The sequence below is a fragment of the Micrococcus sp. SL257 genome, assembly GCF_026625585.1.
GTDB lineage: Bacteria > Actinomycetota > Actinomycetes > Actinomycetales > Micrococcaceae > Micrococcus > Micrococcus luteus.
Map to the genome: position 1 here is coordinate 923,188 of NZ_CP113053.1, position 26,970 is coordinate 950,157.

The 26,970-nt window shown below is 74.4% G+C and carries 21 protein-coding genes, 1 tRNA gene and 1 pseudogene; 15 read left to right on the forward strand and 8 right to left on the reverse strand.

Annotated elements, in window-relative coordinates:
* The first annotated feature begins 168 nt into the window (after nt 1–168).
* The 3 genes from OVA32_RS04330 to OVA32_RS04340 are packed head-to-tail and all read left to right on the forward strand — an operon-like array spanning nt 169 to nt 3,910.
* The gene (locus tag OVA32_RS04330) at nt 169–1,371 is read left to right on the forward strand and encodes a thiamine pyrophosphate-dependent enzyme (protein WP_095353661.1); all 1,203 of its coding nucleotides are present in this window, start codon (nt 169–171) and stop codon (nt 1,369–1,371) included.
* Between the two features lie 2 nt (nt 1,372–1,373).
* Nucleotides 1,374–2,423, forward strand: a complete 1,050-nt coding sequence (locus OVA32_RS04335) for an alpha-ketoacid dehydrogenase subunit beta (protein WP_095353660.1) — start codon at nt 1,374–1,376, stop codon at nt 2,421–2,423.
* Nucleotides 2,420–3,910 (forward strand): dihydrolipoamide acetyltransferase family protein, encoded by a 1,491-nt coding sequence (locus OVA32_RS04340; RefSeq protein ID WP_095353659.1) that lies wholly within the window; start codon nt 2,420–2,422, stop codon nt 3,908–3,910. The genes OVA32_RS04335 and OVA32_RS04340 overlap by 4 nt, the downstream gene beginning before the upstream one ends.
* A 126-nt stretch (nt 3,911–4,036) precedes the next feature.
* Here OVA32_RS04340 and OVA32_RS04345 read toward each other — a convergent pair whose 3' ends face one another.
* Nucleotides 4,037–4,897 carry a phosphatase PAP2 family protein gene (locus tag OVA32_RS04345; RefSeq protein WP_225348635.1) on the reverse strand — a complete coding sequence of 287 codons (861 nt, stop codon included), beginning with the start codon at nt 4,895–4,897 and terminating at the stop codon, nt 4,037–4,039.
* A 110-nt stretch (nt 4,898–5,007) separates the two neighbouring features.
* Between OVA32_RS04345 and OVA32_RS04350 the strand changes: the two genes are divergently transcribed.
* The 6 genes from OVA32_RS04350 (at nt 5,008) to OVA32_RS04375 (ending at nt 13,741) form a co-directional block, all read left to right on the forward strand.
* Entirely contained in the window at nt 5,008–5,694 is a 687-nt protein-coding gene (locus OVA32_RS04350; protein ID WP_135019807.1) for a hypothetical protein, read from the forward strand.
* A gap of 81 nt (nt 5,695–5,775) precedes the next feature.
* Nucleotides 5,776–6,849, forward strand: coding sequence for an o-succinylbenzoate synthase (locus OVA32_RS04355; protein WP_267715521.1), 1,074 nt, complete (start codon nt 5,776–5,778; stop codon nt 6,847–6,849).
* Nucleotides 6,850–7,078: 229 nt separating this feature from the next.
* Nucleotides 7,079–9,226, forward strand: a complete 2,148-nt coding sequence (locus OVA32_RS04360) for a PhoX family protein (protein ID WP_267715522.1) — start codon at nt 7,079–7,081, stop codon at nt 9,224–9,226.
* A 116-nt stretch (nt 9,227–9,342) separates the two neighbouring features.
* A complete protein-coding gene (gene menD / locus OVA32_RS04365) occupies nt 9,343–11,283 on the forward strand; it encodes a 2-succinyl-5-enolpyruvyl-6-hydroxy-3-cyclohexene-1-carboxylic-acid synthase (protein ID WP_267715524.1) in 1,941 nt (646 codons plus the stop codon).
* Complete coding sequence (locus OVA32_RS04370; RefSeq protein WP_206451414.1) at nt 11,280–12,680, forward strand: geranylgeranyl reductase family protein; 1,401 nt, start codon at nt 11,280–11,282, stop codon at nt 12,678–12,680. The genes menD and OVA32_RS04370 overlap by 4 nt, the downstream gene beginning before the upstream one ends.
* The gene (locus OVA32_RS04375) at nt 12,677–13,741 is read left to right on the forward strand and encodes a polyprenyl synthetase family protein (protein ID WP_041104941.1); all 1,065 of its coding nucleotides are present in this window, start codon (nt 12,677–12,679) and stop codon (nt 13,739–13,741) included. The genes OVA32_RS04370 and OVA32_RS04375 overlap by 4 nt, the downstream gene beginning before the upstream one ends.
* Nucleotides 13,742–13,784: 43 nt before the next feature.
* Here OVA32_RS04375 and OVA32_RS04380 read toward each other — a convergent pair whose 3' ends face one another.
* The 3 genes from OVA32_RS04380 to rarD are packed head-to-tail and all read right to left on the reverse strand — an operon-like array spanning nt 13,785 to nt 15,802.
* Complete coding sequence (locus OVA32_RS04380) at nt 13,785–14,282, reverse strand: HIT family protein (protein WP_041104943.1); 498 nt, start codon at nt 14,280–14,282, stop codon at nt 13,785–13,787.
* Nucleotides 14,279–14,773, reverse strand: a complete 495-nt coding sequence (locus OVA32_RS04385; RefSeq protein ID WP_041104945.1) for a hypothetical protein — start codon at nt 14,771–14,773, stop codon at nt 14,279–14,281. The genes OVA32_RS04380 and OVA32_RS04385 overlap by 4 nt, the downstream gene beginning before the upstream one ends.
* 9 nt (nt 14,774–14,782) lie before the next feature.
* On the reverse strand, nt 14,783–15,802 hold the full coding sequence (gene rarD / locus OVA32_RS04390) for an EamA family transporter RarD (protein WP_267715819.1): 1,020 nt from the start codon (nt 15,800–15,802) through the stop codon (nt 14,783–14,785).
* A gap of 142 nt (nt 15,803–15,944) precedes the next feature.
* On the opposite strand from rarD, the gene OVA32_RS04395 reads away from it, so the two are divergent.
* Together OVA32_RS04395 and OVA32_RS04400 are read left to right on the forward strand one after the other, a co-directional pair.
* Nucleotides 15,945–17,363: an FAD-dependent oxidoreductase gene (locus OVA32_RS04395; protein WP_267715531.1), complete on the forward strand. Its 1,419-nt coding sequence runs from the start codon at nt 15,945–15,947 to the stop codon at nt 17,361–17,363.
* 41 nt (nt 17,364–17,404) lie between these two features.
* A pseudogene (locus OVA32_RS04400) lies at nt 17,405–18,698 on the forward strand (MFS transporter).
* Between the two features lie 192 nt (nt 18,699–18,890).
* Here OVA32_RS04400 and OVA32_RS04405 read toward each other — a convergent pair.
* Both OVA32_RS04405 and OVA32_RS04410 read right to left on the reverse strand, forming a co-directional pair.
* Nucleotides 18,891–19,394 carry a hypothetical protein gene (locus OVA32_RS04405; RefSeq protein ID WP_144879422.1) on the reverse strand — a complete coding sequence of 168 codons (504 nt, stop codon included), beginning with the start codon at nt 19,392–19,394 and terminating at the stop codon, nt 18,891–18,893.
* A gap of 40 nt (nt 19,395–19,434) precedes the next feature.
* The gene (locus tag OVA32_RS04410; RefSeq protein ID WP_002856881.1) at nt 19,435–19,923 is read right to left on the reverse strand and encodes a YajQ family cyclic di-GMP-binding protein; all 489 of its coding nucleotides are present in this window, start codon (nt 19,921–19,923) and stop codon (nt 19,435–19,437) included.
* A gap of 209 nt (nt 19,924–20,132) precedes the next feature.
* On the opposite strand from OVA32_RS04410, the gene OVA32_RS04415 reads away from it, so the two are divergent.
* Nucleotides 20,133–20,214, forward strand: a tRNA-Tyr gene (locus OVA32_RS04415).
* 220 nt (nt 20,215–20,434) lie between these two features.
* Nucleotides 20,435–22,195, forward strand: coding sequence for an AMP-binding protein (locus OVA32_RS04420; RefSeq protein WP_061867140.1), 1,761 nt, complete (start codon nt 20,435–20,437; stop codon nt 22,193–22,195).
* Between the two features lie 15 nt (nt 22,196–22,210).
* Here the strand turns inward: OVA32_RS04420 and OVA32_RS04425 are convergent, their stop codons facing one another.
* Both OVA32_RS04425 and OVA32_RS04430 read right to left on the reverse strand, forming a co-directional pair.
* A complete protein-coding gene (locus tag OVA32_RS04425; protein ID WP_041103583.1) occupies nt 22,211–22,675 on the reverse strand; it encodes a hypothetical protein in 465 nt (154 codons plus the stop codon).
* Between the two features lie 205 nt (nt 22,676–22,880).
* On the reverse strand, nt 22,881–23,909 hold the full coding sequence (locus tag OVA32_RS04430; RefSeq protein ID WP_041103582.1) for a DNA-3-methyladenine glycosylase family protein: 1,029 nt from the start codon (nt 23,907–23,909) through the stop codon (nt 22,881–22,883).
* 162 nt (nt 23,910–24,071) lie between these two features.
* On the opposite strand from OVA32_RS04430, the gene OVA32_RS04435 reads away from it, so the two are divergent.
* Both OVA32_RS04435 and OVA32_RS04440 read left to right on the forward strand, forming a co-directional pair.
* The gene (locus OVA32_RS04435) at nt 24,072–25,637 is read left to right on the forward strand and encodes a pyridoxal-phosphate dependent enzyme (RefSeq protein ID WP_095694884.1); all 1,566 of its coding nucleotides are present in this window, start codon (nt 24,072–24,074) and stop codon (nt 25,635–25,637) included.
* A 165-nt stretch (nt 25,638–25,802) separates the two neighbouring features.
* Nucleotides 25,803–26,957 carry a cystathionine gamma-synthase gene (locus tag OVA32_RS04440; protein ID WP_052520053.1) on the forward strand — a complete coding sequence of 385 codons (1,155 nt, stop codon included), beginning with the start codon at nt 25,803–25,805 and terminating at the stop codon, nt 26,955–26,957.
* The last annotated feature ends 13 nt before the right edge of the window (nt 26,958–26,970 follow it).

Here is a 26,970-nt window from a genome sequence, read left to right on the forward strand (position 1 = left end):
GACGGGGTCGGCCACGCGGCGGCGGACCGTCTACGTGGCACGAGTCACCATAGCAGTTCGTCCGATGGAGTGCCTGGTTTGCACCCGATTGTCTCGTGATCACGGGCGAGCGCGCGACACATTGATCCTCTTGGGCACACTGAAGGCCACAGATCGAGAGGACCCGCCATGAGTGACCCCACCCCCGCCGTGCCCGGGGCCGTCCGGACCGACGAGGCCGAGACCCGCCCGAACGCCGGCGCCGCCTTCGGCATCTCCCTCGAGGAGTACCTGCTCCCCGCCGCCCGCCGCATCCAGCTGATCGGCGAGGACGGCACTCTGCTGGCCCCGGAGGAGCAGGGCACCGAGCCCGGCCACGAGTATCCCCTGCCCTCCGACGAGGAGCTGCTGGCCGCCTACCGCCACCTCGTCATCGGCCGCCGCGTCAACGACCAGGCCTACGCCCTGGTGCGCCAGGGTCGCATGGCCGTCTATCCGTCCTCGCATGGCCAGGAGGCCTCCGAGGTCGCCGCCGCCGTCTGCCTGGGCGAGCACGACTGGCTGTTCCCGACCTACCGCGACACCGTGGCCGTGATCGCCCGCGGCGTCCCGCCGCTCGAGGTGATGGTGGCCTACCAGGGCACCTGGCATCAGGGTTACGACCCCCAGAAGCACCACGTCTCCATCCAGTCCACGCCCCTGACCACCCAGATGCTGCACGCCGTCGGGATGGCCAAGGCCGCCCGCCTGCGCGGCGAGGAGGTCGTGTGCCTGGCCATGGTCGGCGACGGCGGCACCTCCGAGGGCGACTTCCACGAGGCGCTGAACTTCGCGGCCGTGTTCAAGCTGCCGGTGATCTTCTTCGTGCAGAACAACAAGTTCGCCATCTCCGTGCCGTTCGCCAAGCAGTCGGCCGCCCCGTCCCTGGCCCACAAGGCCGTGGGCTACGGCCTGGCCGGCGAGCGCGTGGACGGCAACGACCTCGGCGCCCTGCTGGCCGTGCTGGGCCGCGCCGTGGAGCTGTGCCGGCAGGGACAGGGCCCCTTCCTCGTGGAGGCGGACACCTACCGCATGCAGGCGCACACCAACACGGACGACCCCTCGCGCTACCGCGACGACGCCGAGGTGAAGGAGTGGGAGGCGCGCGACCCGCTGCGCCGCATGACCGCCTACCTCGAGTCCACCGGCGCCCTCACCGAGGAGGTCTCGGCCCAGATCACCCGCGACGCGGAGGACGTCGCGCAGCAGCTGCGCGACGCCATGAACGCCGAGACGGAGCTCGATCCGCTCGAGCTGTTCGACCACGTCTACTCCGTGCAGACCCCGCAGCTCGCCGCCCAGCGCGCGCAGCTGGCCGAGGAGCTGTCCCGTTCCGAGAACCAGGAGGCCTGAGCATGGCGACCCTGACCTTCGCCGCCGCGCTCAACGCGGCGCTGGCCGACGAGATGGCCGCCGACGACATGGTGGTGGTGTTCGGCGAGGACGTCGGCACCCTCGGCGGCGTCTTCCGCATCACGGACGGGCTGACCGCGCGCTTCGGCGAGGAGCGCTGCTTCGACACCCCGCTGGCCGAGTCCGGCATCGCGGGCATGGCCGTGGGCATGGCCCTCGGCGGCGCCCGCCCCGTGATCGAGATGCAGTTCGACGCGTTCGCGTACCCGGCCTTCGAGCAGATCGCCTCGCACGTGGCCAAGATGCGCAACCGCACCAAGGGCGCCACGCCCATGCCGATCACCCTCCGCATCCCCTACGGCGGCGGCATCGGCGGCGTGGAGCACCACTGCGACTCGTCCGAGTCCTACTACGCGCACACCCCGGGCCTGAAGGTGTACACCCCGGCCTCGGTGAAGGACGCGTACATGATGCTGCGCTCGGCCATCCGCCTGGACGACCCGGTGGTCTTCATGGAGCCCAAGAAGATGTACTGGACCAAGGCCGAGCTCGACCTCGACCAGCTGCGCGCCGAGTTCGAGGAGGGCTGGGCCCGCGTCGAGGACAAGAAGGAGCACGGCGAGGCCTGGGCGCGCGCCGCCGTCGTCCGCGAGGGCACGGACGTCACCCTCGTCTCCTACGGCCCCTCCGTGCCCACCTGCCTCGCCGCCGCCCACGCGGCCGCGGAGGAGGGGCTCTCGGTGGAGGTCGTGGACCTGCGCACCGTGAACCCGCTGGACGAGGACACGATGGCCGCCTCGGTCGCCAAGACCGGCCGCGCCGTCGTCGTCGCCGAGCCGCAGGGCTTCGCGTCCGTGGCCTCCGAGCTGGTGGCCCGGATCCAGCAGCGCTGCTTCCACTCGCTGGCGGCGCCCGTGGGCCGCGTGACCGGCTTCGACATCCCGTTCCCCGCGCCGAAGCTCGAGGAGCACCACCTGCCGAACATCGACCGCATCCTGGACGCGATCGACGACCTGAACTGGGACCTGGACGCCGAGGAGGCCCGCGCATGAGCAACACCTTCCTGCTGCCCGACCTGGGCGAAGGCCTGACCGAGGCCGACATCGTCCGCTGGCTCGTCGCCGAGGGCGACACCGTGGCCGTCGACCAGCCCATGGTCGAGGTCGAGACCGCCAAGGCCCTCGTCGAGGTGCCGAGCCCGTACGCCGGCACCGTGCTGACCCTGCACGGCGCCGAGGGCGAGACCATGGACGTCGGCAGCCCGCTGATCACCATCGGCGCGGCCGGCGAGTCCGGTGAGGGCTCCGCGCCCGCCGCCGGCACCGAGGCCCTGGCCGTCCCGCCGGCCACCGGTGCGGCCGCTGCCGAGGCCGCCCGCCCCGGCGCGCTGAGCTACCGCGAGGAGGAGATGGCCGGCGTCCAGCCGAAGCCGGACAAGGCCCGCGGCGGCGACGGCGACGTCGCCGGCTCCGACGACGAGGCCTCCGGCGCCGTGCTCATCGGCTACGGCACCTCCGGCCACAGGGCCACCTCCCGCAGCCGTCCGTCCAAGCGCGGCCGCGGCGCCGCCCGCCCGACACCGGCCCCCACGGCCGGGGCCGGCGCCCCGCGCGTGACCTCCCCGATCGTCCGCAAGCTCGCCCGCGAGAAGGGCGTGGACGTGGCCGCGCTGACCGGCACGGGCCCGGACGGCCTGATCACCCGCGCCGACGTGCTCGCCGCGGCCGAGGGCTCCGCCCCGCAGGCCGCCCCGGCCCAGGCCCCGTTGGTCGCAGCCGTCCCGGCGGCCGAGGCCGCCGCGCAGCCGGGCGCCGTGGACGGGCGGACCGGCCTGGCCGTCGTCGCCCGCACCCCGATCTCGGGGGTGCGCAAGGTGATCGCGGACCAGCTCTCCCGCTCGCGCCGCGAGGTCCCGGAGGTCACGGCGTGGCTGGACGTCGACGTCACCGCCCTGCTCGAGCTGCGGGCCGCGCTCAAGGCGAAGGACCCGGAGAACGCGCCCTCGCTGCTCGGCCTGATCGCCCGCTTCACCCTGGCCGGCCTGCGCCGGTACCCGGTGATGAACGCGCGCATCGAGGCGGGGGCGGACGGCCAGGACGAGATCGTGGAGGTCGACGGCGTCCACCTCGGCCTGGCCGTGCAGACCGACCGCGGCCTCATGGTGCCCTCCGTCGAGCACGCGGAGAAGCTGTCCGCGGACGAGCTCACCGCCGCCATCAACGACACCGTCAGCCGCGCCCGCGCGGGCCGGGCCGCCCCGGCCGAGCTCACCCGCGGCACGTTCACGCTGAACAACTACGGCCCGCTGGGCACGGACGGCGCCACGCCGATCATCAACGTGCCCGAGGTCGGGATGCTCGGCATCGGCCGGATCATCGACCGCCCGTGGGTCGTGGACGGGGAGATCGTGGTCCGCAAGGTCACCGAGATGACCGTGACCTTCGACCACCGCGTCACCGACGGCGCCACCGCGAGCGCGTTCCTCACGTTCGTGGCGGACTGCCTCCACGACCCGACGGCGGCCCTCGCCCGGATCTGATCCGGACGATCCCCGCCCGCCCCGACCCCGGACGAGCCCTGCGATGTGGCGGCCATACCTCGCGGATGGCCGCCACATCGCAGGGCTCGTCGCGTGGTGGGGGTGCGGTGAGCGTGCGGGGAGGGGTCAGTCCGCGCGGCCGCGGCGAAAGGCCGTGCCGAGCGCGCCCCACAGCAGGACCGCGGGGGAGGCGCTGAGCAGGATCCCGGCCGGCTCGGCCGCCGGGTGGGGGCCTGCGCCGCTGGTCGCGGGGGTGTCGAGGGTGAGGGCCAGCAGCGTCAGCCCGGCCGCCAGGCCCGCGACGCCCAGGGACCAGAGCGTGGCCTCCACGCCGCGGGCGCCGCGCGGTGCGGGCCGCGGTGCGCCGTCGTACCGGGCGAACGGCACGGCGAGCAGGCCCCAGGCGGCGGACACGAGCGCCGCGGCGGCCATGTCCGACGGCCGGTGCCAGGCCTCCGTGTAGGCGACGGCGCCGGTGCAGGAGCTCACCACGGCGCCGAGGACGGTGGTGAGAGGTCGCCACCGGGCGGGCACGAGCAGCAGCGCGGCCACCGCGGCGCCCGTCGCGAGCGTCATGTGGCCCGAGGGCAGTGAGTTGCCGCCGGACCACGGGACCCCGTCGGCGTGCTCGGGCCGCGGAAGCGCCGCCTTGAGCAGCTGCGTGGTGAGGTTGGACCCGACCAGCACGAGGAGGGCGAGCAGCCCCCGCCGCCGCCACCGGGCCACGGCGAGCGCGCCGAGCGAGGCCAGCGCCATGCCGACCGCCAACGCGAGCGGCAGGATCCGCACCACCTGGGAGGCCACGTCCGGCACGGTGTCCGCGTAGCGCTCCTCGACGGCACGGAACACCTGGTACTCGAGCACCTGGCCGGCGGAGGACCACACCAGGGCGGCGTAGACCAGCACGACGCCGGCCACGCACGCGGCCAGCGCCAGCCACCACGTCCACGAGGGGAGGCGGCGCGGGGCGCGGGCGGTGGGGGGCATGGGTTCCATTGTGTCGGACGCGCAGCCGTCATGCAGGCTTCATCGGACGGTCACGCCCCCGTCGCCGCCCCGTCCTCCGCGCCTCTGAGCCGCATGCCTAGCCTGGGGCCATGACCCGCGTGCCCCCCGCCCACGGACATCGCCCGGCCCTCCGCGACTCCACCGGCTCGGCCCCCGGCCCGGGTGCCGAGCCGGGCGCCCGGCCCCGTCTCTCGGCCGAGGACCTGCTGGCCGCCCGGGACGCCCTGGCCCCGTTCGGCCGGCTGAGCCGGCAGGAGCCCATCGAGTGGGCCGCCGAGGAGCCCCTCGCCCCGGACCTGGCCGACTTCTACCGCTACGTGGGACCGGAGTGGCTGGAGATCGACACCCTCGGCCTGCCCGTGATGTTCTTCCCGCTGGACCGCCTGTGGGACGAGCAGGCCGGCTACCGGTGGAACCACCGAACCGGTGCGCTGCTGGTGGACTGGAACGACGACTGGACCGTGGTGGCCAAGCAGGGCGCCGACCCGTTCATCCACGCGGCCTCCACCGGCCAGGTGCTCATGGCCCCGGGAGACGAGGGCTGGGAGGACCGCCTGGACGAGCCGCGACCGGTCTTCCGGGACCTCACCGAGATGACCCGCGCGCTCGCGGCCGTGGGCACGGCGTGGGCGCGCTTCGACGACCCGTTCACAGCCGACTGGCATCTCACCGAGGAGGTGACGGCCGCCGTCGTCGCCGGCCTGGAGGGGGTGCTCGGCGCCCACGACCGCGCCGTGGACCTGGCCCGAGCCCTCGGCTACCTCCGCGCCGTCTGAGCGTCGGCGCCGACACAGACAGTCCCACCCCGCCGGCGCCCCGTCGGAACGGGAGCCGAGCGCCCTTCCTAGACTGACCGCATGAGCACCGCCCCCGCCCTGCCCCCGCTGCCCGGCGCGCCGGGCGGTCCCGCCCTGCCGAGCGTCGAGGAGCTGCTGGCCGACGCCGTCGCGGTCGCCCTGCCGATGCGCGTGAGGTTCCGCGGCACGGACCTGCGCCACGCCCTGCTGCTGCGCGGCCCGGCGGGCTGGGCCGAGTTCTCCCCGTTCCCGGAGTACGGTCCGCACGAGTGCGCCGCGTGGCTGGCCGCCGCGATCGAGACCGGCTGGCAGGGCTGGCCCGCCCCGGTCCGCGAGACGGTCCCCGTCAACGCCACCGTGCCCGCGGTGGCCGCGGACGACGTCGAGGCCGTCCTGGCCCGCTACGGCGACGGCATCACCGCGGTCAAGGTCAAGGTGGCCGAGCACGGACCCGAGGGCGGTCTCGTCCCCGGCGGCCGCGAGGCCGACCTGGCCCGCGTGCGGCGGGTGCGCGCGCTGCTGCCCCACGCGCAGGTCCGCGTCGACGCCAACGCCGGCTGGACGCCCACCGAGGCCGTCGACGTGCTCACCGCGCTGGCTGACGTCGGCCTCGAGTACGCGGAGCAGCCCGTGCCCGGCATCACCGACCTCGCGGAGGTCCGCGCGGAGCTGCGCGCCCGGGGCGTCCCCACCCCGATCGCCGCGGACGAGGCGGTCCGCAAGGCCGAGGACCCGCTCGCCGTCGCGGCCGCCGGGGCCGCGGACCTGATCGTGGTGAAGGTCCAGCCGCTCGGGGGCGTGCGCCGCGCCGCGGCGATCGTGGCGGCCGCGGGGCTGCCCGCGGTGGTCTCCTCCGCGCTGGACACCTCCGTGGGCATCGCCGGCGGCGCCGCGCTGGCCGCCTGCCTGCCGTCCCTGCCGCACGCGTGCGGGCTCGGCACCGCGGCCCTCTTCGAGCACGACGTCGTCGCCCCGGCCTGGCGCCCGCGCGCGGGGGCCCTCCCGGCACCGGGGGAGCGGGCCCCCGCCCCCGACCCGGAGCTGCTCGACCGCGTCCGGGCGGACGGGACGCGGCAGGCGTGGTGGGCCGACCGCCTGCGCGCGGCCCACGCGGTGCTGGCCGCGCAGGGCTGACGGGCCCGCCCGGTCCCCGTCGACGCGGGGAATGTGAGCCGGATTACAGCACGTCGACGGGACGAAATCCGGCGGCCGGGAAGAGTTCAACTCGCGGCCACCTGGGCGTGGCTCGCCGCTCGGAGCGAGGGGCCAAGGTGATGGCGGCCCCGGCCGGCCTCACCCCCCGGGGTCGCCTCCGGCCCGGCACCGGACCCCGAACCATCCCCACGACGCGAAGGACCCCGTCATGCTGAAGCGCCTCCTCCCCATGGCCGGCCACACCCGTGGCAACCGCTCCGCCGTCACGTGCGAGCTCAAGTGCGGCAACGCGTGCGCCCACCCGGTGCCCAACACCTCGGCGAACCCGACCTTCCAGCAGATCGCGGAGACCGCCATCTCGCGCCGCTCCGCCCTGGTCGGCGGCACCGGCCTCGCCGCCGCCGTCGTCATCGGCTCCCAGGTGGCCCAGGCCCCCGAGGCGCTCGCGGACAACGGCCGGCGCCCGACCGGCGGCGGCAAGCTCCCCTTCGAGCCCATCGCCCCGGTGACCCGCACCGTGGACACCATGACCGTGCCGGAGGGCTACGACTGGGGCACCGTGATCCGCTGGGGCGACCCGCTGTTCGCCGACTCCCCGGAGTTCGACATCGAGCACCAGACCGGTGCGTCGCAGGCCGCCCAGTTCGGCTACAACAACGACTACCTGAACATCATCACCGACGGCGGCAACGACCGCTCCGGCTACCTCGTCTCCAACCACGAGTACACCAACGAGAACATCATGTTCTCCCCGGAGTACATCGCCTCGAACTTCGAGGACGTCGTCAACGTCGGTCTCCAGGCCCACGGCCTGTCCATCGTGGACCTCAAGCGCGCCAAGCGCGGCGCCCAGTGGGAGTACGTCCGCGGCGGCCGCCGCAACCGCCGCATCACCGGCACCACCGAGTTCGAGGTCCGCGGCCCGGCCGCCGGCCACGCGCTGCTCAAGACCGTCGAGGACCCGACCGGCACCCGCGTGCTGGGCACCCTGAACAACTGCGCCGGCGGCACCACCCCGTGGGGCACCGTGCTCTCCGGCGAGGAGAACTTCAACCAGTACTTCAAGGGTCGCGGCACCGCCGAGGAGAAGCGCTACGGCATCTCCGCCGCCGCCACCAGCCGCGGCTGGGAGAAGGTCCACGACCGCTTCGACCTGACCAAGCCCGGCTACGAGAACGAGGCCAACCGCTTCGGCTGGGTCGTCGAGATCGACCCCGAGGACCCGACCTCCACGCCCGTGAAGCACACCCTCCTGGGCCGCTTCAAGCACGAGGCCGGCACCGCCGTGATCTCCCCGTCCGGCCACGCCGTGGTCTACTCCGGCGACGACGAGCGCCACGACTACCTGTACAAGTTCGTCTCCGCCGAGAAGGTCCGCGAGGGCGACAAGAAGCACAACATGCGCCTGATGGACAAGGGCACCCTCTACGTGGCCAAGTTCTCCGGCGACTCCCCGGCCGCCCAGATCGACGGCAGGGGCACCCTGCCCTCGGACGGCGCCTTCGACGGCTCCGGCGAGTGGATCGCCCTGGCCGACGAGAAGACGTCCTTCGTCCCGGGCATGTCCCTGGCCGAGGTCCTCGTCTACACCCGCCTCGCGGCAGACAAGATGGGCGCCACCAAGATGGACCGCCCGGAGGACGTCGAGACCAACCCGGTCACCGGCAAGGTCTACGCGGCCCTGACCAACAACACCAAGCGCACCGCCGTGGACGAGGCCAACCCGGTCATCGGCAACCGCGACGGCCACGTCATCGAGATCACCGAGCGGGGCGGGGATCACACCTCCACCGCCTTCACCTGGGTCATCCTGCTGCTCGCCGGCGACCCGGCGGTCTCCTCCTCGGCCTACTTCGCCGGCTACCCGAAGGAGAAGGTCTCCCCGATCTCCTGCCCGGACAACCTGGCGTTCGACTCCGAGGGCAACCTCTGGATCTCCACCGACGGCCAGCCCGGCACCATCGGCTACGCCGACGCGCTGCACAAGGTCACCCTCGACGGCGCCGAGCGCGGCCGCGTCCAGCAGTTCCTCGCCGTCCCCCGCGACGCCGAGACCTGCGGCCCCGTGATCCACGACCGCGACAACTCCGTGTTCGTCAACGTCCAGCACCCGGGCGAGGACGGCACCTGGGGCGCGCACACCTCCTCCTTCCCGGACTTCCTGAGCCCGACCGGCCCGGTCCAGGTGGGCGACAAGGTCGCGGCCCCGCGTCCGTGCGTCGTCCAGGTGTTCAACGCCACCGGGAACAACGGCATCGGCAAGGGCGCCGGCAAGGAGAAGGGCAACAAGGGCAACGGCAAGGGCAACAACGGCAAGGGCAACGGCAAGGGCAACGGCAAGGGCCCGAAGGGCTGACCCCCGCCTCCGCGAGGACCCTCGACCAGGCCGTCACGGCCGGCGCCACCGCGTCACCGTGGCGGCCTCGCCGCGTCCGGGGCCCGTCCGCGCCCGGGCCTAGACTGGTGGCCACCATGACCTCCGTCGACTCCCTCTCCGTGGCGCGCGCCGTCGCCACCGCCCTGATCGACGCCGGCATGCGGGACGCGGTGGTCTGCCCCGGCTCCCGCTCCGCCCCGCTGGCCTACGCGCTCGCGGCCCTCGAGCGCGCCGGCGAGGTCCGCCTGCACGTGCGGGTGGACGAGCGCTCGGCCGGCTTCCTCGCCCACGGGCTCTCGCTGGCCTCGGGGCGCCCGGTGGGCGTGCTGACCACCTCGGGCACCGCCGTCGGGAACCTGCTGCCCGCCCTGATGGAGTCCTTCCACGCCGGCACGCGCGTGATCGCGCTGACCGCGGATCGTCCGCCCGAACTGCACGGCACCGGCGCGAACCAGACCACGGACCAGAGGGGCGTGTTCGGCACGCACGTCCGCCATGCCGCCTCCCTCGGCTGCGACGCCGCCGACGGCGTGGACGCCGAGCAGCATCTGCGCCACGTGCGGGCCACCGTGCGCCGGGCCCTGCTGGCGGCCGACGGGGTCGTCGCCGAGGCCGGTTCCGACGACGGCGCGCCCGGTCCGGTGACGATGGCAGAGGCCCCGGCCGGGCCCGTCCACCTGAACCTGCACTTCCGCGACCCGCTCGTGCCGAGTCCTGAGGAGGCGGCCGCCATGGGCGCCGCCGCCGCGGCGCCGCACGCCCCTGTTCCGGCCGCCGCCCCGGCCGGCGCGAGCCCGGCCCCCGCCGCGTCGACCTACCGGGCGCCCGGGGCGGTGCTCTCGGGCCTGCCCGAGCTGGACGTCGCCCGCCTGGACCAGCGGCGCACCGTCGTGCTGGCCTGCCACGGTGCCGGCCCCGCGGCCGCGGCCTTCGCGCTGTCCCTGGGCCTGCCCCTGCTGGCCGAGCCGTCCTCGAACGCGCGGTTCTCCGCCAACGCCATCGCCGCGTACCCGCTCCTGCTGGGCGCGGCCGGCGGGCGCGACGCGGACGCACACCCCCTGGCCGCCCGCATCGAACGGGTCGTGCTGTTCGGCCGGCCCACGCTCACCCGGACGGTCAACGCCCTGCTGGCCCGCCCCGACGTCGCCACGGCCCTGCACGCCCCCGAGCCCGCCCCGTGGTTCGAGCCGGGCCGGCGCCGGGAGACGCCCGTGGAGACCCTCGAGGAGCTCGCCGCCTTCGCCGGGCAGGGCGAGCCCGGCTGGCTCGCCGCGTGGCAGCATGCCTCGATGCGCGCCCAGGCCGCCGTGGAGGACGCGCTCGTCACCACCGACGCCGGCGACCGGCTCAGCCCGCAGACGGTGGCGCACGTGAGCGCCGCCATGGTCCGGGGTCCGCTCGTGCTGGGCTCGTCCTCGGTGATCCGGGACGTGGACCTGACCTGGCGGCCCCCCTCGGCGCCGGACGCGGAGGTGTACGCCAACCGCGGGCTCGCCGGGATCGACGGGACCGTCTCCACGGCCGCGGGCGTCGCACTGGCGCGCGGACGGCGGACCGTGGCCCTGCTCGGCGACCTCACCGCCCTGCACGAGGCGGGCGGCTTGCTCGTGGGCCCCACCGAGACCGAGCCGGACCTCGACCTCGTGGTCGTCAACGACGACGGCGGGGCGATCTTCGCGAGCCTCGAACACGGGGCCGTGGCCGAGGCGCCCGGCATGGCGGACCCCGTCGAACGGCTCTTCGGCACCCCGCACGGCGTGGACCTGGCCGCCCTGGCCGCCGCGTACGGCCTCCCGTACACGCGGGTCACCGACCGCGTCGACCTCGTCCGGGCCCTGTCCGACCCGGTGCGCGGCCGGCGTCTGCTCGAGGTCCGCTGCGACCGCGCCGACCGCCCGCGCGTCGCCGCCGCCCTGGCCGCGGCGGTGCGCGCCACGTTCCCGCCCGCGTGCCCCGTCCCGGACCCCGCGCCGGACGCCGGCCCGGCCCCCGCCCCGCCCACCGCCGAGCTCGCCGCCGAGGAGGCCCCCCAGTGACCGACACGCCGACGTCGCCCGCGCCCGACTCGACCCCCGCCGTCGTGCGCCGTGCCGACGTGCTGATCTCCGGCTGCGGCCCCGCCGGCGCCACCGCCGCCGCCCACCTCGCCGCGGCGGGGCTGGACGTGGTGGTGCTCGAGAAGACCGCGCACCCGCGTGAGAAGGTCTGCGGCGACGGCCTGACCCCGCAGGCGGTCCGGGAGCTGCAACTGCTCGGCGTGCCCCACCGGGGCGAGCCCGGCGACGACGGCGGCTGGCGCGTCATCCGCGGCCTGCGGCTGCGCGCGGGCGAGCGCAGCGTGGACGTGCCGTGGGCGCCCACCCAGACGTGGCCGGACTACGCGCTCACGCGCACCCGACGCGATTTCGACGCCCTCCTGGCGGACCTGGCGCGCACCCGCGGCGCCGAGGTCCGCGAGCGGCACGCCGTCACCGGCGTCGTGCGGGACGAGGCCGGACGCGTGGTCGGGCTGGACGCGGAGCTGATCGCGCCGAACGGCCGCAAGACCGGGGAGACCGCCCGCTTCACCGCACCGATCGTGCTCGCGTGCGACGGCGTCTCCGCCCGCGCCGCCGTCTCCGCGGGCCTGCACCGCCGCGAGGACCGGCCCATGGGCGTGGCCGTGCGGGCCTACTACACCGCCGGCGCCGCCGTCGACGGGGCGATCCCCGCCCCGCCCGGCGACCGGGGGGAGTGGATGGAGTCCTGGCTGCGCCTGCCGGATGCCGAGGGCAACCCGCTGCCCGGCTACGGCTGGCTGTTCCCGCTCGCGGACGGCACCGTGAACGTGGGCCTGGGCATCCTGGACACCTCCCCGCAGTTCGGGAAGCTGGACTACCGCGGGCTGCTGAAGTCCTGGACCGGGGCGCTCACCGCGGACTGGGGGATCGCCGAGCAGACGCGCACCTCGCGGATCCTCGGCGCGGCCCTGCCGATGGCGTTCAACCGCACCCCGCAGCACGTGCCGGGCATGCTCCTGGTGGGCGACGCGGCCGGCATGGTGTCCCCGTTCAACGGCGAGGGCATCGGGTTCGCGATGGAGGCGGCCCGCCTCGCCGCGGAGCTGGCGGTGCAGGCGCACGCGGCCGGGACCGACGGCGCCGCGGACGCGATCCTGTCCCGTTACCCGGTGATCACCCAGCACCTGTGGGGCCGCCACTTCGCCCTCGGCGCCCGGTTCGCCCGCCTGATCGGCGATCCGCGCGTGATGAAGGCGGCGCTGGGCGCCGGGATGGCCGCACCCCCGCTGCTGCGGGCCGCGGTGAAGGTCATGGGCAACACGGTGGACGCGCGGGGCGGCGACGCCGTCGACCGGGCCGTCCGCGTGCTCGAGGCGCTCACCCCCGCGCTGACGACCGCGGGCGGCGCGCCGTTGGGTAGGCTTGCCCGGTGACCACCGCAGACCCCGGCTTCGCCCTGCCCTCCGGCTTCGAACCCCTCGCCGAGCATGGCCGTGTCCTGGAGGTCGTGCTGACCGCGCTCGAGCAGGTCGAGGAGCAGCTGGACAGCGCCCTCGGCTTCGACGACCTCTTCTCCGACACCGCCGCCCACCACCTGCTGGCCGCCGGCGGCAAGCGGGTCCGTCCGGTCCTGACGGTGCTCGCCTCCCTCCTGGGCGACCCCGCCCTGGCCTCCGGCGAGGTCGCCGACGTGGACGCGCCCGCCCGCCAGGCCGCCGTCGTGATGGAGCTGACGCACCTGGCCACGCTGTACCACGACGACGTGATGGACGAGGCCCCCGTGCGCCGCGGCGCCCCCGCCGCCCACCGACTGTGGGGAAACTCGGCGGCGATCCTGGCCGGCGACCTGATCTTCGCCCGCGCCTCCCAGCTCATGGCCGAGCTCGGCCCGCGGCCCGTGCAGATCCAGGCGGACACCTTCGAACGCCTCGTGCAGGGCCAGCTGTGGGAGACTCGCGGCCCGGCCGAGGGCGCGGATCCGATCGAGCACTACTACGCGGTGCTCTCCGGCAAGACCGGCTCGCTGATCGCCGCGGCCGGCATGCTCGGCGCGCTGCTGGGCGGGGCCGACGAGGCCGCCGTCCAGGTGATGCGCGCATACGGCGAGAAGGTGGGCCTGGCCTTCCAGCTCGCCGACGACCTGATCGACCTCACCGGCAACGCCGAGCGGATCGGCAAGGTCCCCGGCACGGACCTGCGCGAGCGCGTGCCCACCCTGACCACGCTGCTGCTGGCCCGCGCCGCGCAGGGCGAAGGGCCGGAGGCCGAGGACGCCCGCCGGGTGCGCGCGCTCGTGGACGGGCCGCTCGACACCGACGAGCAGCTGGCCGCCGCCGTCGCCGCGCTCACGGGCCACCCCGCCATCGACGAGGCGTGGGCGATCACCCGCGGCTGGGCGGAGCAGGCCAAGCAGGCGCTCGACCCGTTGCCGGACTCCGCCGTGAAGGCGGCGCTCGAGGCGTTCGCCGACTACGTGGTCGGGCGCTCGGCCTGACGCCGCGGTCGGCGGCGTCGCCGCCTCGATCCGGGGAGGCCGCTCAGTCCAGGCGGGTCGGGGCGGGGTCCAGCGCGGCCGCGAGCTCCCGCGCCTTGCCGGCGCGGACCTCCGGGGCCACCGGGTGGCGCAGCTGCCGGTAGAGCATGTCCCCCTCGAAGCGGGGGAACACGTGCAGGTGGTAGTGCCACACGTGCTGGTTGCCGGCGGGCTCGTTGTGCTGGCGCGTGGAGACCCCGTCCGGGGCCCACGCGCGCTTCATGGCCAGCGCCACCTGCTGGGCCATCAGGGCGATGCGCTGCAGCACGCGCGGGGGCAGGTCGTAGAGGTTCTCGTAGTGCTCGGCCGGGCAGACCATGGCGTGGCCCTCGTGGTCGCCGAACCCGTCCACGGCGATCAGCACGATCAGGTCCTCGTCCTGGTAGACGGTGTCCCCGAGCTCGCAGCGGTTGCCCGGGTCGGAGACGTCGCCGGCCACGAGCCCGCAGAACGGGCAGACGTAGCCGTCCGGGGCGTGGGAGACCGGGGCGGGCGCGGTCACCGGTCCGGCCCCTCGTCGTCGTCCTCGGGGTCCTCGAAGGTCCACGCGAGCAGGTCCGTCAGGAACTCGCTGAAGGTGCCGCCCTCGTCCTGCCACTCGCCCTCGGGCGCGTCGGCACCGGCGGAGCGCCGCCACACCAGCGGGTCCGGCAACGCCAGGTTGTCCACCGGCAGGCCCCACACGACCGTCTCGTCCGCATCCTCCAGGAACATGAGGAAGCCGTCCCGCACCTCGAGGTCCTCGGGGTCCCACACGTAGTGGTCCGTCTCCATGAGGTCGCCGCAGTTGCCCAGGGCGAGGTAGAACTCGCGGAGAGCAGCCGGGATCATGAGCCCGGCGCCGAGCTGCTCCGCCGCGGGGGACTGGGCCAGCCGGGCGTCGACGTCGGCGGGGGCGAGGCCGTCGTCCTCGGCCCAGGCGTCGCCCAGCAGGTCCGGGACGAGCCGCTGGAAGGCCGGGAGGTACACGGGGGCGGGGGGCTTGGCGGGCATGCCGCCAGTCTAGGCGTGCGCGCCCTGCCCGGCCCGGACCGCCCGACGCTGCAGGCGGGAGGCGTTCAGCTGGTCGAGGGTGAAGACCGCCAGCGAGAGCCAGATGAGCCCGAAGCCCGCCCAGCGGGCCGCGGGCATCTGCTCGCCGAGGACCGTGACCGCCACGAGGAACTGCAGGATGGGCGCCGTGTACTGCAGCATCCCGAGCGTGGTCAGCGTCAGGGAGCGGGCCGCCGCCGAGAACAGGATGAGCGGAACGGCGGTGAGCACGCCGAGCCCGGCCATGAGCCAGAAGTGGCCGGGTCCCTCGGTGACGGTGGTGAGCAGCCCGGCCTGCGCCAGCAGCACGCTGCCCACCACGAACACGGGGATCAGCACCACGGTCTCGGCGGTCATCGCGGTCACCGCGTGCACGGGGGAGGGGAAGCGCTTCTTCACGAAGCCGTAGAGCCCGAACGAGGTGGCCAGCCCGAGCGCGATCCACGGCACCTGCCCCATCGCCGCGGACATCACGACGACGGCGGCCACCGCGATCCCGACGGCCACCCACTGGCCCCGCCGCAGCCGCTCCCCGAGGAAGAGCACGCCGAGCAGGACGTTCACCAGCGGGTTCATGAAGTAGCCCAGCGAGGCCTGGAGCACGTTGCCCGTGGTGACCGAGACCGCGTACAGCAGCCAGTTCACCGCGATGATCCCGGCGGCCAGACCCGTGGTGCCCCAGCGGCCGGGCGTGGCCAGCGCCGTCCCCAGCTCGCGCAGGCGGCGCATCACGGTCAGCAGCAGCAGGCAGAAGATCAGGGCGAAGCCGATGCGCACCACCACGATCTCCAGGGCCCCGGCGGGCGCGAGCACCGCCATGTAGAGCGGCAGCAGGCCCCACACGAAGTAGGCGGTGAAGCCGAGGGCCAGCCCACGCGGGTCATCGGCCGGGGCGGGGGAGACGGTGGGCAGGGCACCGGTGTCGGGGGCGGCGCCGTCGGGGGTCGCGCCGGGCCGGGCAGAGGGGGAGGAGGGGCTCACGCGGACCACTGTACGGTCCGGGTGAGCACTCTCACCCAGGTTCCTCCCGGTCACGGCGGTAGACTGGGGGGTCGATCCCGCGCGCCGGTGCCGGGCCTCGCCCCGCGCTCCGCCGGCGTGCCCCGCCGTCGTCGAAAAGGACCCACCCGCCGTGACCGTTCGCCCTGATCGCCCGTTGCGCATCGCCATCATCGGTGCCGGACCCGCCGGGGTGTACACGGCGGACATCCTGACCAAGGAGGAGCGGGACTTCCGTGTCAGCATCGACCTGTTCGACCGGTACCCGGCCCCGTTCGGTCTGATCCGTTACGGGGTGGCCCCGGACCATCCGCGCATCAAGGGCATCGTCACCGCGCTGCACAAGGTCATGGACCGCGGGGACATCCGTTTCCTGGGGAATGTGGACTACGGCACGGACCTGAGCCTGGCGGATCTGCGTCGGCATTACGACGCGATCGTGTTCTCCACCGGTGCGGTGCGGGACGCGGCCCTGGACGTGCCCGGGGTGGAGTTGGCCGGCTCGTTCGGTGGCGCGGACTTCGCGTCCTGGTATGACGGGCACCCGGATGTGCCGCGGCATTGGCCGTTGGAGGCCACGCAGGTGGCGGTGATCGGCAACGGGAACGTGGCCCTGGATGTGGCCCGGATCCTGTCCAAGCATGCCGAGGACCTGTTGCCCACCGAGATCCCGGACAACGTGTACCGGGACCTGGCCGCTTCCCCGGTCACGGATGTGCACGTGTTCGGCCGGCGTGGGCCGGCGCAGGTGAAGTTCACCCCGTTGGAGCTGCGGGAGCTGGCGCATTCCCGGGATGTGGACATCGTGTTGTACGAGGAGGACTTCGACTTCGATGCGGCCTCGGAGAAGGCGATCGAGGAGAACAACCAGGTCCGCACCATGGTCGGGACGCTGACGAACTGGCTCATGGAGCAGGAGGACCGTCAGCAGAGCGCCTCGCGTCGGCTGCACCTGCATTTCCTGCAGGCTCCGGAGGAGTTCCTGGACGAGGACGGCGACGGCCGGGTGGACGGTCTGCGGATGCGCCGAATGGAGCTGGACGGTTCCGGTGGGGTCCGCCCGACGGGGGAGACGGTGGACTACCCGGTGCAGGCGATCTACCGGGCGGTGGGCTATTTCGGGTCCCCGGTGGAGGGGGTGGAGTTCGATGAGGTGCGCGGGGTGATCCCGAACGCGGAGGGCCGGGTGCTGGACGCGGACGGTGCCCCGGTGCCGGGTCTGTATGCCTCGGGGTGGATCAAGCGGGGCCCGGTGGGGTTGATCGGGCACACCAAGGGTGACTCTCTGGAGACGATCACGCATCTGATCGAGGACGAGCCGGGGCTGTGGAGGGCCCAGGAGCCGTCGGAGGAGTCCGTGATCGAGCTGCTCGAGTCCCGTGAGGTCCCGTACACCACGTGGGCTGGGTGGCATGCTCTGGATGAGCATGAGAAGTCCTTGGGTGCGCAGGCGACGGAGGCCGGTCCGGTGGCGCGGGAGCGGGTGAAGGTCGTGGACCGGGAGGAGATGACCCGCATCTCCCGCGACGGGGCCTCCGTCCCGACCGTCTGATCCGGGGCGGGCCCTGGCCGCCCCGGCGCTAGGCTTCCGGGGTGGCCCGCCTCCTCGTCGACATCACCCCGCTGCGGGTCTCACCCGCCTACCGGCGGCTGTGGCTCGGCAACACGCTCTCGTACGTGGGCACGCAGCTCACGCTCGTGGCGGTGTCCCTCGAGGTGTTCGCCCTGACCGGCTCCTCGTTCGCGGTGGGCCTGCTCGGCCTCGCCGCGCTCGTGCCCCTCGTGGTCGCGGGCCTGTACGGCGGCGCGATCGCGGACCGGCACGACCGCCGCCGTGTCGCGCTGACCTCGTCGGCCGTCATGTGGCTGACCACGGTCGGCATCGCCGCGCAGGCCTGGGCCGGACTCGAGTCGGTGCCGGTGCTGTACGCCCTCGTGGCCCTGCACTCCGGCGCGTCCGGCATCAACCAGCCCACCCGCGGCGCGATCATCCCCGCGCTCGTGGGCCTGCCGCTCGTGCCGGCGGCGAACGCGCTGAACATGATGACGTTCTCCGTGGCCCTGATGGTCGGCCCCATGCTGGGCGGGGTGCTCGTGGGGGCGGTCGGCTACGCATGGACCTACTCGATCGACGTCGTCACCTTCCTGGCCGCCCTGTACGCCGTGTGGCGGCTGCCGTCCCTGCCGCCGCAGCGGGCCGAGGCCGCGCCCGCCTCGGGGGCGCGGCGGCCTGGCCTCGGTGGTCGAGGGCCTGCGCTTCCTCGGCTCGCGACCGAACCTGCGGATGACCTTCCTCGCGGACATCGTGGCCATGACGACGGCGTTCCCGCGCGCCCTGCTGCCCGCCGTCGGCGCCGTGGTGCTCGGCGGGGGCGAGGCCGCCGTCGGGGTGCTGCTGGCCGCGATGGCGGCGGGCGCGTTCCTCGCGGGACTGTTCTCCGCGCCGTTCACACGCCTGCACGCGCAGGGCTGGGGCGTGTACGTCTCGATCCTCGTATGGGGCGCGGCGGTGGCCGCGTTCGGCGGCGTGGTGTGGTGGGCACAGTCCCTGCCCGACGGCGATCCCCGCCTCACGCTCGCGTTCGCCCTCGCCGCGCTGTGCATGGCGGTGGGCGGGGCCGCGGACTCGCTCTCCGGCGTCTTCCGCGGCTCGATCCTGCAGTCCGCGACCCCGGACCACCTGCGCGGCCGGCTGCAGGGCGTGTTCGTCGTCGTGGTGGCGGGCGGGCCGCGCCTGGGCGAGCTGATCACCGGCGGTGCGTCCGTGGGCCTGGGGGAGGGGCCGACCCTGCTGGCCGGCGGTGTGCTGTGCATGCTCGGCGTGAGCGCGCTGATGCGGTGGCAGCCCGGCTTCCTGCGCTACGACGCACGGAACCCCACGCCCTGAGCGGGCGCGGGGTTCCATGGCGAGGCGGGTCGCTGCGAGCCAGCGAGCGCCGAGGAGCGCCGAGCCAGACGTTTCTGCCCGTGAGCCAGATGATTCTGCTGCAGATCGGGCCGCGAAACCGCCGAAACGTCTGGCTCGCGGCAGCCTGAGCCGCCGTCCACGGGAGCCACCACGACGACGGCGGCCGGCGGGTCAGCGGTCGCGGTCGGCCTGGAGCGTGGCCGGCACCGCGCCGCCCAGGCGCGTCCAGTGGCGGACGAGGTCCTCGTCCGGGGCCGCCTGGAGCGTCTCGCGGGCCGCCTCCTCCGCCTTCGTGATGCGGCGCTCCAGATCCTGGTCCGCGCCCTCGTAGGCGGCCGCGTGCCGGTGGGAGCGCAGCGATCCGACGTCCTCCGTGCGACGCTCCACCACCGCGAGCTGCTCGGCGATCGCGTCCTGGTTGGCGCGCTGGGCCTTCAGGTTCGCGGGGGCGAGCACCTGGGCCACGAACCCGTGGTCGAGGAGGAGGCCGCGCGGGGCGGCGATGCCGTGACGCAGCGCGAGGTCCACATGGTCCTCGAAGGTCAGGAGCATGGCGGCCTTGGTGAACTTCAGGTCGTCGACCGGGCGGCCGTCCACGCGGGCCCGGGCCCGCGCCTGGCCGATCGTGGTGTCGGCGGACCACACGGCCCCGCGAGGGTCGATCAGGTACAGCATGGGGACTCCTGGTGGGCTCGGAGGGGAGACGGCGTGCGGATCAGCGGAAGTTCACGAACTGCAGGTCCGCGTCCTCGAAGTCCTTGAGCATCGCGATGACCGACTGCAGGTCGTCGCGGGACTTGGAGGACACGCGCAGCTCGTCCCCCTGGATCTGGGCCTTGACGGACTTGGGGCCCTCGTCGCGGATCAGCTTGGTGATCTTCTTCGCGGTGGGCTGGTCGATGCCCTCCTTCATGGTCGCCTCGATGCGGTACTCCTTGCCGGAGGCGAACGGGGCGCCGGCGTCGAGGGACTTGAGGGAGATGCCGCGCTTGACGAGCTTGGACTCGAACACGTCCTTGACGGCCTTGACGCGCTCCTCGGAGGAGGCCTTCATGAGGATCTTCTCGCCGGAGAAGTCGATCTCGGCGCCGACGCCCTTGAAGTCGTAGCGCTGGGCGATCTCCTTCTGCGCCTGGTTCAGGGCGTTGGACACCTCCTGGCTGTCCACCTTGCTGACGACGTCGAACGTGGAATCGCTGGCCACGGGTGCTCTCCTTCAGGGTCTGCGGACGGGGCGCGCCCGTCGTCGACGGCCACTGCGGGGCCGCGCGGAGCGCTCTGCGGGCCAGCCTACCGGGGACGACGGACGCGGTCCCGGGCCGATTGGCGGCGTGGCGCGGAGATGCTGTACAGTGGACTCTCGCCCGACCGGTGCGGTCGTCCTCGAGACGTCCGGCAGCCGCCGGGTGGCACGGCAGATTTCCCGAGCGGCCAAAGGGGGCTGACTGTAAATCAGCTGGCACTGCCTTCACTGGTTCGAATCCAGTATCTGCCACCGGAACGAAGACCCCGGGACCGTACGGTCCCGGGGTCTTCTGCCGTCCGGGGCCGTGGCACACCCCGCGTCCCCGCCCCGGGAGGTGGCGGCCTCCCGCCAGGCGACGTAGCCTGCCTGTGGTCCGTGTCACACCCGATGCCCTCCGCGGTCCGGCGGCGGCACGGCCGTGCATCGTGACGCCGTGCGGCGTCGCCCGACCGTCCGCGAGGAGCGCCCGATGACCGAGTCCACCGCCCCCGAGTCCTTCACCCAGGGACCGACCGACGTCGAGCTGCTCGAGCAGACCCTGGCCCAGAACCTCGACGACACCGCCCGCCGGTTCGCCGACCGCGCCGCCCTCCTGGAGTGTGGACCGGACGGGGACCCTGCCACCGGACGCACCTGGACCTACGGGCAGCTGCGGGAGGAGTCCGTGACGGTGGCCAAGGCGCTCATGGCTGCGGGCTACGAGGCGGGGGACCGGATCGGGATGTGGAGCCCCAACGTCGCCGAGTGGGTCTCGCTGCTCTACGGCGCGGCACGCGCCGGCGTCATCCTCGTGAACCTCAACCCGGCGTACCGCGCCCACGAGCTGACGTACGTGGTCGAGCAGTGCGACATGCGCGGGCTGGTGGTGGCCTGCGCGGACGCACGCATGGACCCGCCCGCCACCGCGCGGGCCGTGGCCCGTGAGTCGGCGCCGCACCTGCGGCAGCTGATCATGCTGCCGGCCGGGAGCGGCGAGGACGCCTACGCCCACGTGCAGGACGGTGACGTGGCCGGCCGGCACGCCGCCGATCCCGTGGCCGAGGGCACGTGGGCCGCCTTCCTGGCCGGGGCCGCGCGGGTCTCGGACGAGGACCTGGCCGCGCGCGAGGCCGCCACCCGGCCGGCGGACCCCGTGAACCTGCAGTACACCTCGGGCACCACCGGCTTCCCCAAGGGCGTCACGCTGACGCATCGCAACGTGCTGAACAACGGCTTCCACATCGGCGAGCTGCTGGGCTACACGGAGGAGGACACCGTGGTGATCCCGGTGCCGTTCTTCCACTGCTTCGGCATGGTGATCGGCGTGATCGCCACCGTCTCCCATGGCTCGCTCGCCGTCATCCCGGCGCGCAGCTTCGAGCCGGTCTCGGCGCTGCGGGCCGTGGCCGCCACCGGCGCGACGAGCCTGTACGGCGTGCCGGCGATGTTCATCGCCATGCTCGCCCGGCCCGAGGCGGACGAGCTGGACCTGACGACGCTGCGCACCGGCGTGATGGCCGGCTCCACGTGCCCCGTCGAGGTGATGAAGAAGGTCATCGACCGGTTCCACATGTCCGAGGTCGCCATCTGCTACGGCATGACGGAGACCGCGCCCGTGTCCACCATGACCCGCCGCGACGACTCCCTGGAGGTGCGCACCCAGACCGTCGGCCGCACCATGCCCCACGTGGAGACGAAGATCGTGGACCCCGCCACCGGTGAGGTCGTCCCGCGCGGGGCCACGGGCGAGCTGTGCACCCGCGGCTACTCCGTGATGCTCGGCTACTGGGACGCCCCCGAGAAGACCGCCGAGGTGCTGGACGCCGACGGCTGGATGCACTCCGGCGACCTCGCCTCCATGGACGAGGACGGCTCCGTGCGCATCGAGGGCCGCATCAAGGACCTCGTGATCCGCGGCGGCGAGAACATCTCCCCGCGCGAGGTGGAGGAGTTCCTCTACACCCACCCGGACATCCAGGACGTCCAGGTGGTGGGCGTGCCGGACGAGAAGTACGGCGAGCAGCTCATGGCCTGCGTGATCATGAAGGACGGCGTCGAGCCGCTCACCGTGGACGCCGTCCGCGAGTTCGCCACGGGCCGGATCGCGCACTTCAAGATCCCGGCCTACGTCCGCGTGCTCGACGCCTTCCCCATGACCGTCTCCGGCAAGGTCCGCAAGGTCGAGCTGCGCGAAGAGGGCGCGAAGGTCGTCCAGGCCCAGGCCCAGGCCCACGCCCAGGGTGCGGGCTGACGACGACCGTCACCCTCAGGCGGCGGGCAGCGGGAACACGTCCCAGATGGTGCAGACCGCCTCGGGGGCGGCGCCCAGGATCGTGGCACGGTACGTGGTCGACCACGCCCGCGGGTCGGCGTCGCGCAGGCGCCACGTGCCGTCCGCGAGCACCGCGTCCACGAACGCGGAGGTGTCGGCGGGGCTGCCGTCCTCGTGGACCAGGGGGCCGCGACGCAGGGCTTCACCCAGGTCGCCCGCTCGGCCGACGGCGTAGAGCGCGGTCTCGTCCGTGTCCAGCACGAGGCCGCAGTCCTCCTCGAAGGCGGTGATCCAGGCCATCGCGTGCCGCATGGCCTCGTCCGGGTCGGGGTGGCGGGTCACGATGAGCACGGAGCCGCGCTCGCCCGGACGCAGGGAGCCGGGCGTGCCGGGGCCGTGCGGGTCGGGTTCGCGCGGGGCGGCGGCGGTGTGCGGGCGGGGCTCGAAGGCGGTGGTCATGGCGGTCTCCTCCCGGGTGGGGACTCATCAGGGTCCCGGCGGCGCCGCACCGGTCGGAGCGGCATCGCCCACGCTAGGAACCCGGGGCGGGCGGCCGGCCGGACCCGGCCGGGGCTGGGGAGGACACGCCGGGAGCAGCGGCCTGTGCAGGAGCGGAGGGGTCGCGCGGACGCGCCGGCACGGCCTCGGCCGGCCCGGCGTCGCGTCAGTGGGCGCGGTGGTCGGCCGGGGCGAGCTTGGGCCCGAACGCCTGCTTGCGCTCTCCGGAGAGCCCGATCATCCGCACCACCCGCTGCCGGTGCCCGGCCCATGGCGCGAGCAGGCGGAGCATCCCGGCGTCGTCGGTCCGGCGTCCCGTGAGGACCTGCCCCACGTACTGCGCCAGGTGGTAGTCGCCCACGGAGACGAGGTCCGCCGCCCCGTGGCTGCGCTGCAGCGCCTCGGCCGTGGTCCACGGCCCGATCCCGGGCACCGACTCCAGGCGCCGGGCCAGCGCGGCCACCCCGGCCGTGTCCCCGGGGGCGACCGCGTCGCCGAGCCGGTCGATGCTCGCGGCCCGCCGGGCGACCTCCAGCATGGTCCGCGACTGGGAGGGCTGCACCCAGGCCCGCGCATGCCAGTCCCACGAGGGGATCCGCAGGACGGCGGCCGGGGTCGGCGGCGGCAGCATCCCCGGCGGCACCGGGCCGGGGGCGGGCCCGTCGTCGTCGATCCGGGCGGCCAGCCGCACGAGGGTGCGCCAGCCGTGCCGCGCCTGGTCGTGGGTGACCTTCTGCTCGAGCACGGCGGTGAGCAGCTGCCGGGACAGCGCGCCCGCCGCCGGCAGCCGCAGCCCGGCCCGCGTCCGCCGCGCCTCGCGCACGTGCCGCGGCAGCGCGGGCGCGCCGGAGTCCGGCCGCAGCAGGGCGTCGAAGGCGGCCCAGCCGTCGTCGTGCAGGCCGAGCAGACGCTCCACGCCGGCGACGGCGGCGCTCGCGCCCGCGCCCCACGCGCGGGCCGTCACGGCGGTGCCACCCCCTGCGGCCTCCCGGACGCCGGAGACCAGCAACGACGTCGGCCGGCCCGGCCCGCCCGACGCCGCGTCCGGGGCGGGGGAGCGCAGAGTGAGCCAGACGCCCTGCGGTGTGGCGCGGACCGTGGGGTCGGCCGCACCGCGCTGCAGGGGGCGCAGGGTGAGCGCGACGTCCACGGGGACGGGCACGCGTACGCGGCGCTCGGCGTCCGGGGCGGTCATGCCCGCACCGTACACCCGGGCCCGGACATGACGACGTCGGCCGTGACGGCGCGCACGCCGGGCGTTGCCCCGCGTGTCCGGAGCCCTCCTTCGGCGTCCGGCCCCTGGCGTAGCGTGGGGTGCGTGACTGAACAGACCCCCGCGCCCACCCCTGCGCAGCCCATGCAGTACGCCGAGAACGTCCTCGAGCTGATCGGGCACACCCCGCTCGTGAAGCTGCACTCCGTGACGGAGGGCATCGAGGCCACCGTGCTGGTGAAGGTCGAGTACCTGAACCCCGGTGGCTCCGTGAAGGACCGCATCGCGCTGAAGATGATCGAGGAGGCCGAGCGCGAGGGCCTGCTCGGCCCGGGCGGCACCGTCGTGGAGCCCACCTCGGGCAACACGGGCGTAGGGCTGGCCCTGGTCTCGCAGCTCAAGGGCTACCGCACCGTGTTCGTCACCCCGGACAAGGTGGGTCAGGAGAAGCGGGACGTGCTCAGCGCGTACGGCGCCGAGCTCGTCGTCACGCCCACCGCCGTGGACCCGACGTCCGAGGAGTCCTACTACGGGGTCGCCGACCGCCTCGTGCGGGAGATCCCCGGGGCCTATCAGCCCAACCAGTTCTTCAACCCCGCCGCCCCGGCCTCCCACTACGAGACCACCGGCCCCGAGATCTGGGAGGACACGGCCGGCCGCGTCACCCACGTCGTGATGGGCGCCGGCACGGGCGGCACCATCACGGGCACCGGCCGCTATCTCAAGGAGGTCTCGGCGGACCGCCCGTCCGGGCCCGTCCGCGTGATCGGTGCGGACCCCAGCGGCTCGGTGTACTCCGGCGGCGCCGGCCGGCCCTACTTCGTCGAGGGCGTCGGCGAGGACATGTGGGTGGACAACTACGACCCCGCGGTCCCGGACGAGGTCATCGCCGTCGAGGACGCCGAGGCCCTGGCCATGACCCGCCGCCTCGCCGCCGAGGAGGGCCTGCTCGTGGGCGGCTCCTCCGGTCTGGCCGTCGTCGCCGGCCTGCGCGCCGCCCGCGAGCTCGGCCCGGAGGACGTCATGGTGATCGTGCTGCCCGACTCGGGCCGCGGCTACCTCGCCAAGATCTTCAACGACCCGTGGATGGACGAGCGCGGCTTCGACTACGACGTCCGCGAGACCGTGCTGCCGGCGTGGGCGCGCGGGCGCACCCGCTCGGCGGTCCCGCAGACGGACGACGACGGCGCCACGGGGGCCGCCGGCGGGGCCGGCACGCCCGTCGAGGTGCTCGAGCACGCCGACGCCGAGCCGGCGACCCGCGCGGGCGCCCCCGCCGAGACCGACCGCTGGTCCGCGACGGCGGGGGAGCTGCTGACCGAGAAGGCCGACCTGTTCCCGGGATCCGTGCCCACCCTCGTCACCGCGGCCCCGACCACCTCGGTGGCGGACGCCGTCGCGACCATGAACCGGTACGGCGTCGACGCCCTGCCCGTGATCCTCGAGCCCCGGCACGACCTGCGGATCGGCGAGGTCCGCGGCACCGTCTCCACCGCCGCGCTCGCGGACGCCCTCGCTGAGGGGCGGGCCACCGCGCAGACCCCCGTGGCCGACGTCATGGGCCCCGTGCTGCCCTGCCTGGGGGCGCGCACCCCGCTGCGCGCCGTCGCCCGCCGCCTCGCCCAGGACCCCGTGCTGCTGGTGCTCGAGGCCGGCCGCGTCCAGGGCGTCGTCACCCTGCACGACGTCCTCGCCCACGTCACCGCCTGAGGCCGGCCGCGCCGGCCGTGCCCGCCCCACCCGACCCGATCTCTCCGAGGAGACTCCTGAGATGACCGAGCAGAACGTCCACGAGGACCCGCACGCCACCACCCCCGACACCGGCGCCGAAGACGCCGCCGCCCACCCCCGGGGGGAGGCTTCGGCACGCGCGCCGTGCACGCGGGCCAGCACCTGGATGAGGTGTTCGGCGCCGTCGTCCCGCCGATCCACCTCTCGAGCACGTACGCGCCCACGGCCGTCGGCGAGCTGCGGCGCGGCTACGACTACGGCCGCGGCACCAACCCCACCCGGGACGCGCTGCAGGAGCAGCTGGCCGCGCTCGAGGCCGGCGTCGACGAGTCCGGCGCGCCCCGGGCCACCGGCCTCACGTTCGCCTCCGGCCTGGCCGCGGAGACCGCGCTGATCATGGGCGCGGGCCGGCCGGGCATGACGATCGTGCTCGGCAACGACGTGTACGGCGGCTCCTACCGCCTCATCTCCCGCGTGCTCGCCCCCTGGGGCGTGGAGCACGTCGTCGTGGACATGGGGGACGCCGAGCAGGTCGCCGCCGCCGTCGAGCGCGCCGCCGCCACGGGGCCGGTCATGGTGTGGCTGGAGACCCCGTCCAACCCGATGATGAAGATCTCCGACGTCGCCGCGGTCGCCGAGGTGGCCCACGCGCACGGCGCCCTGCTCGTGGTGGACAACACCTTCGCGACGCCGTACCTGCAGTCCCCGATCGCCCTCGGCGCGGACGTGGTGGTGCACTCCACCACGAAGTACATCGGCGGCCATTCGGACGTGATCGGCGGGGCGCTCGTGATCCCGGATGCCGCACTCGCCGAGCAGGTGACGTTCCAGCAGTTCGCGGCGGGGGCCGTGAACGGGCCCATGGACGCGTACCTGACCACGCGCGGCCTCAAGACGCTCGGGGTGCGCATGGACCGCCACCAGGCCAACGCCCAGGCCGTCGCCGAGTGGCTCACCGGCCGCGCCGAGGTCTCCCAGGTGCTGTACCCGGGGCTGCCGGGCCACCCCGGCCATGAGCTCGCGCAGCGCCAGATGCGCGGTTTCGGCGGCATGGTCTCACTGCGCCTGGCCGGCGGCGCCGCGGCGGCCCGCCGCGTGGCTGAGTCGACCCGCCTGTTCCAGCTCGCCGAGTCCCTGGGCGGCATCGAGTCGCTGATGAACTACCCGGCGGAGATGACCCACGCCTCCGTGGCCGGCACGGAATTGGCCGTCCCGGACGACCTGCTGCGCCTGTCGGTGGGCATCGAGGACGTCGAGGACCTCGTGGCGGACCTGGAGCGGGCTCTGGACAGCCTCTGACCCGCTGACGTCC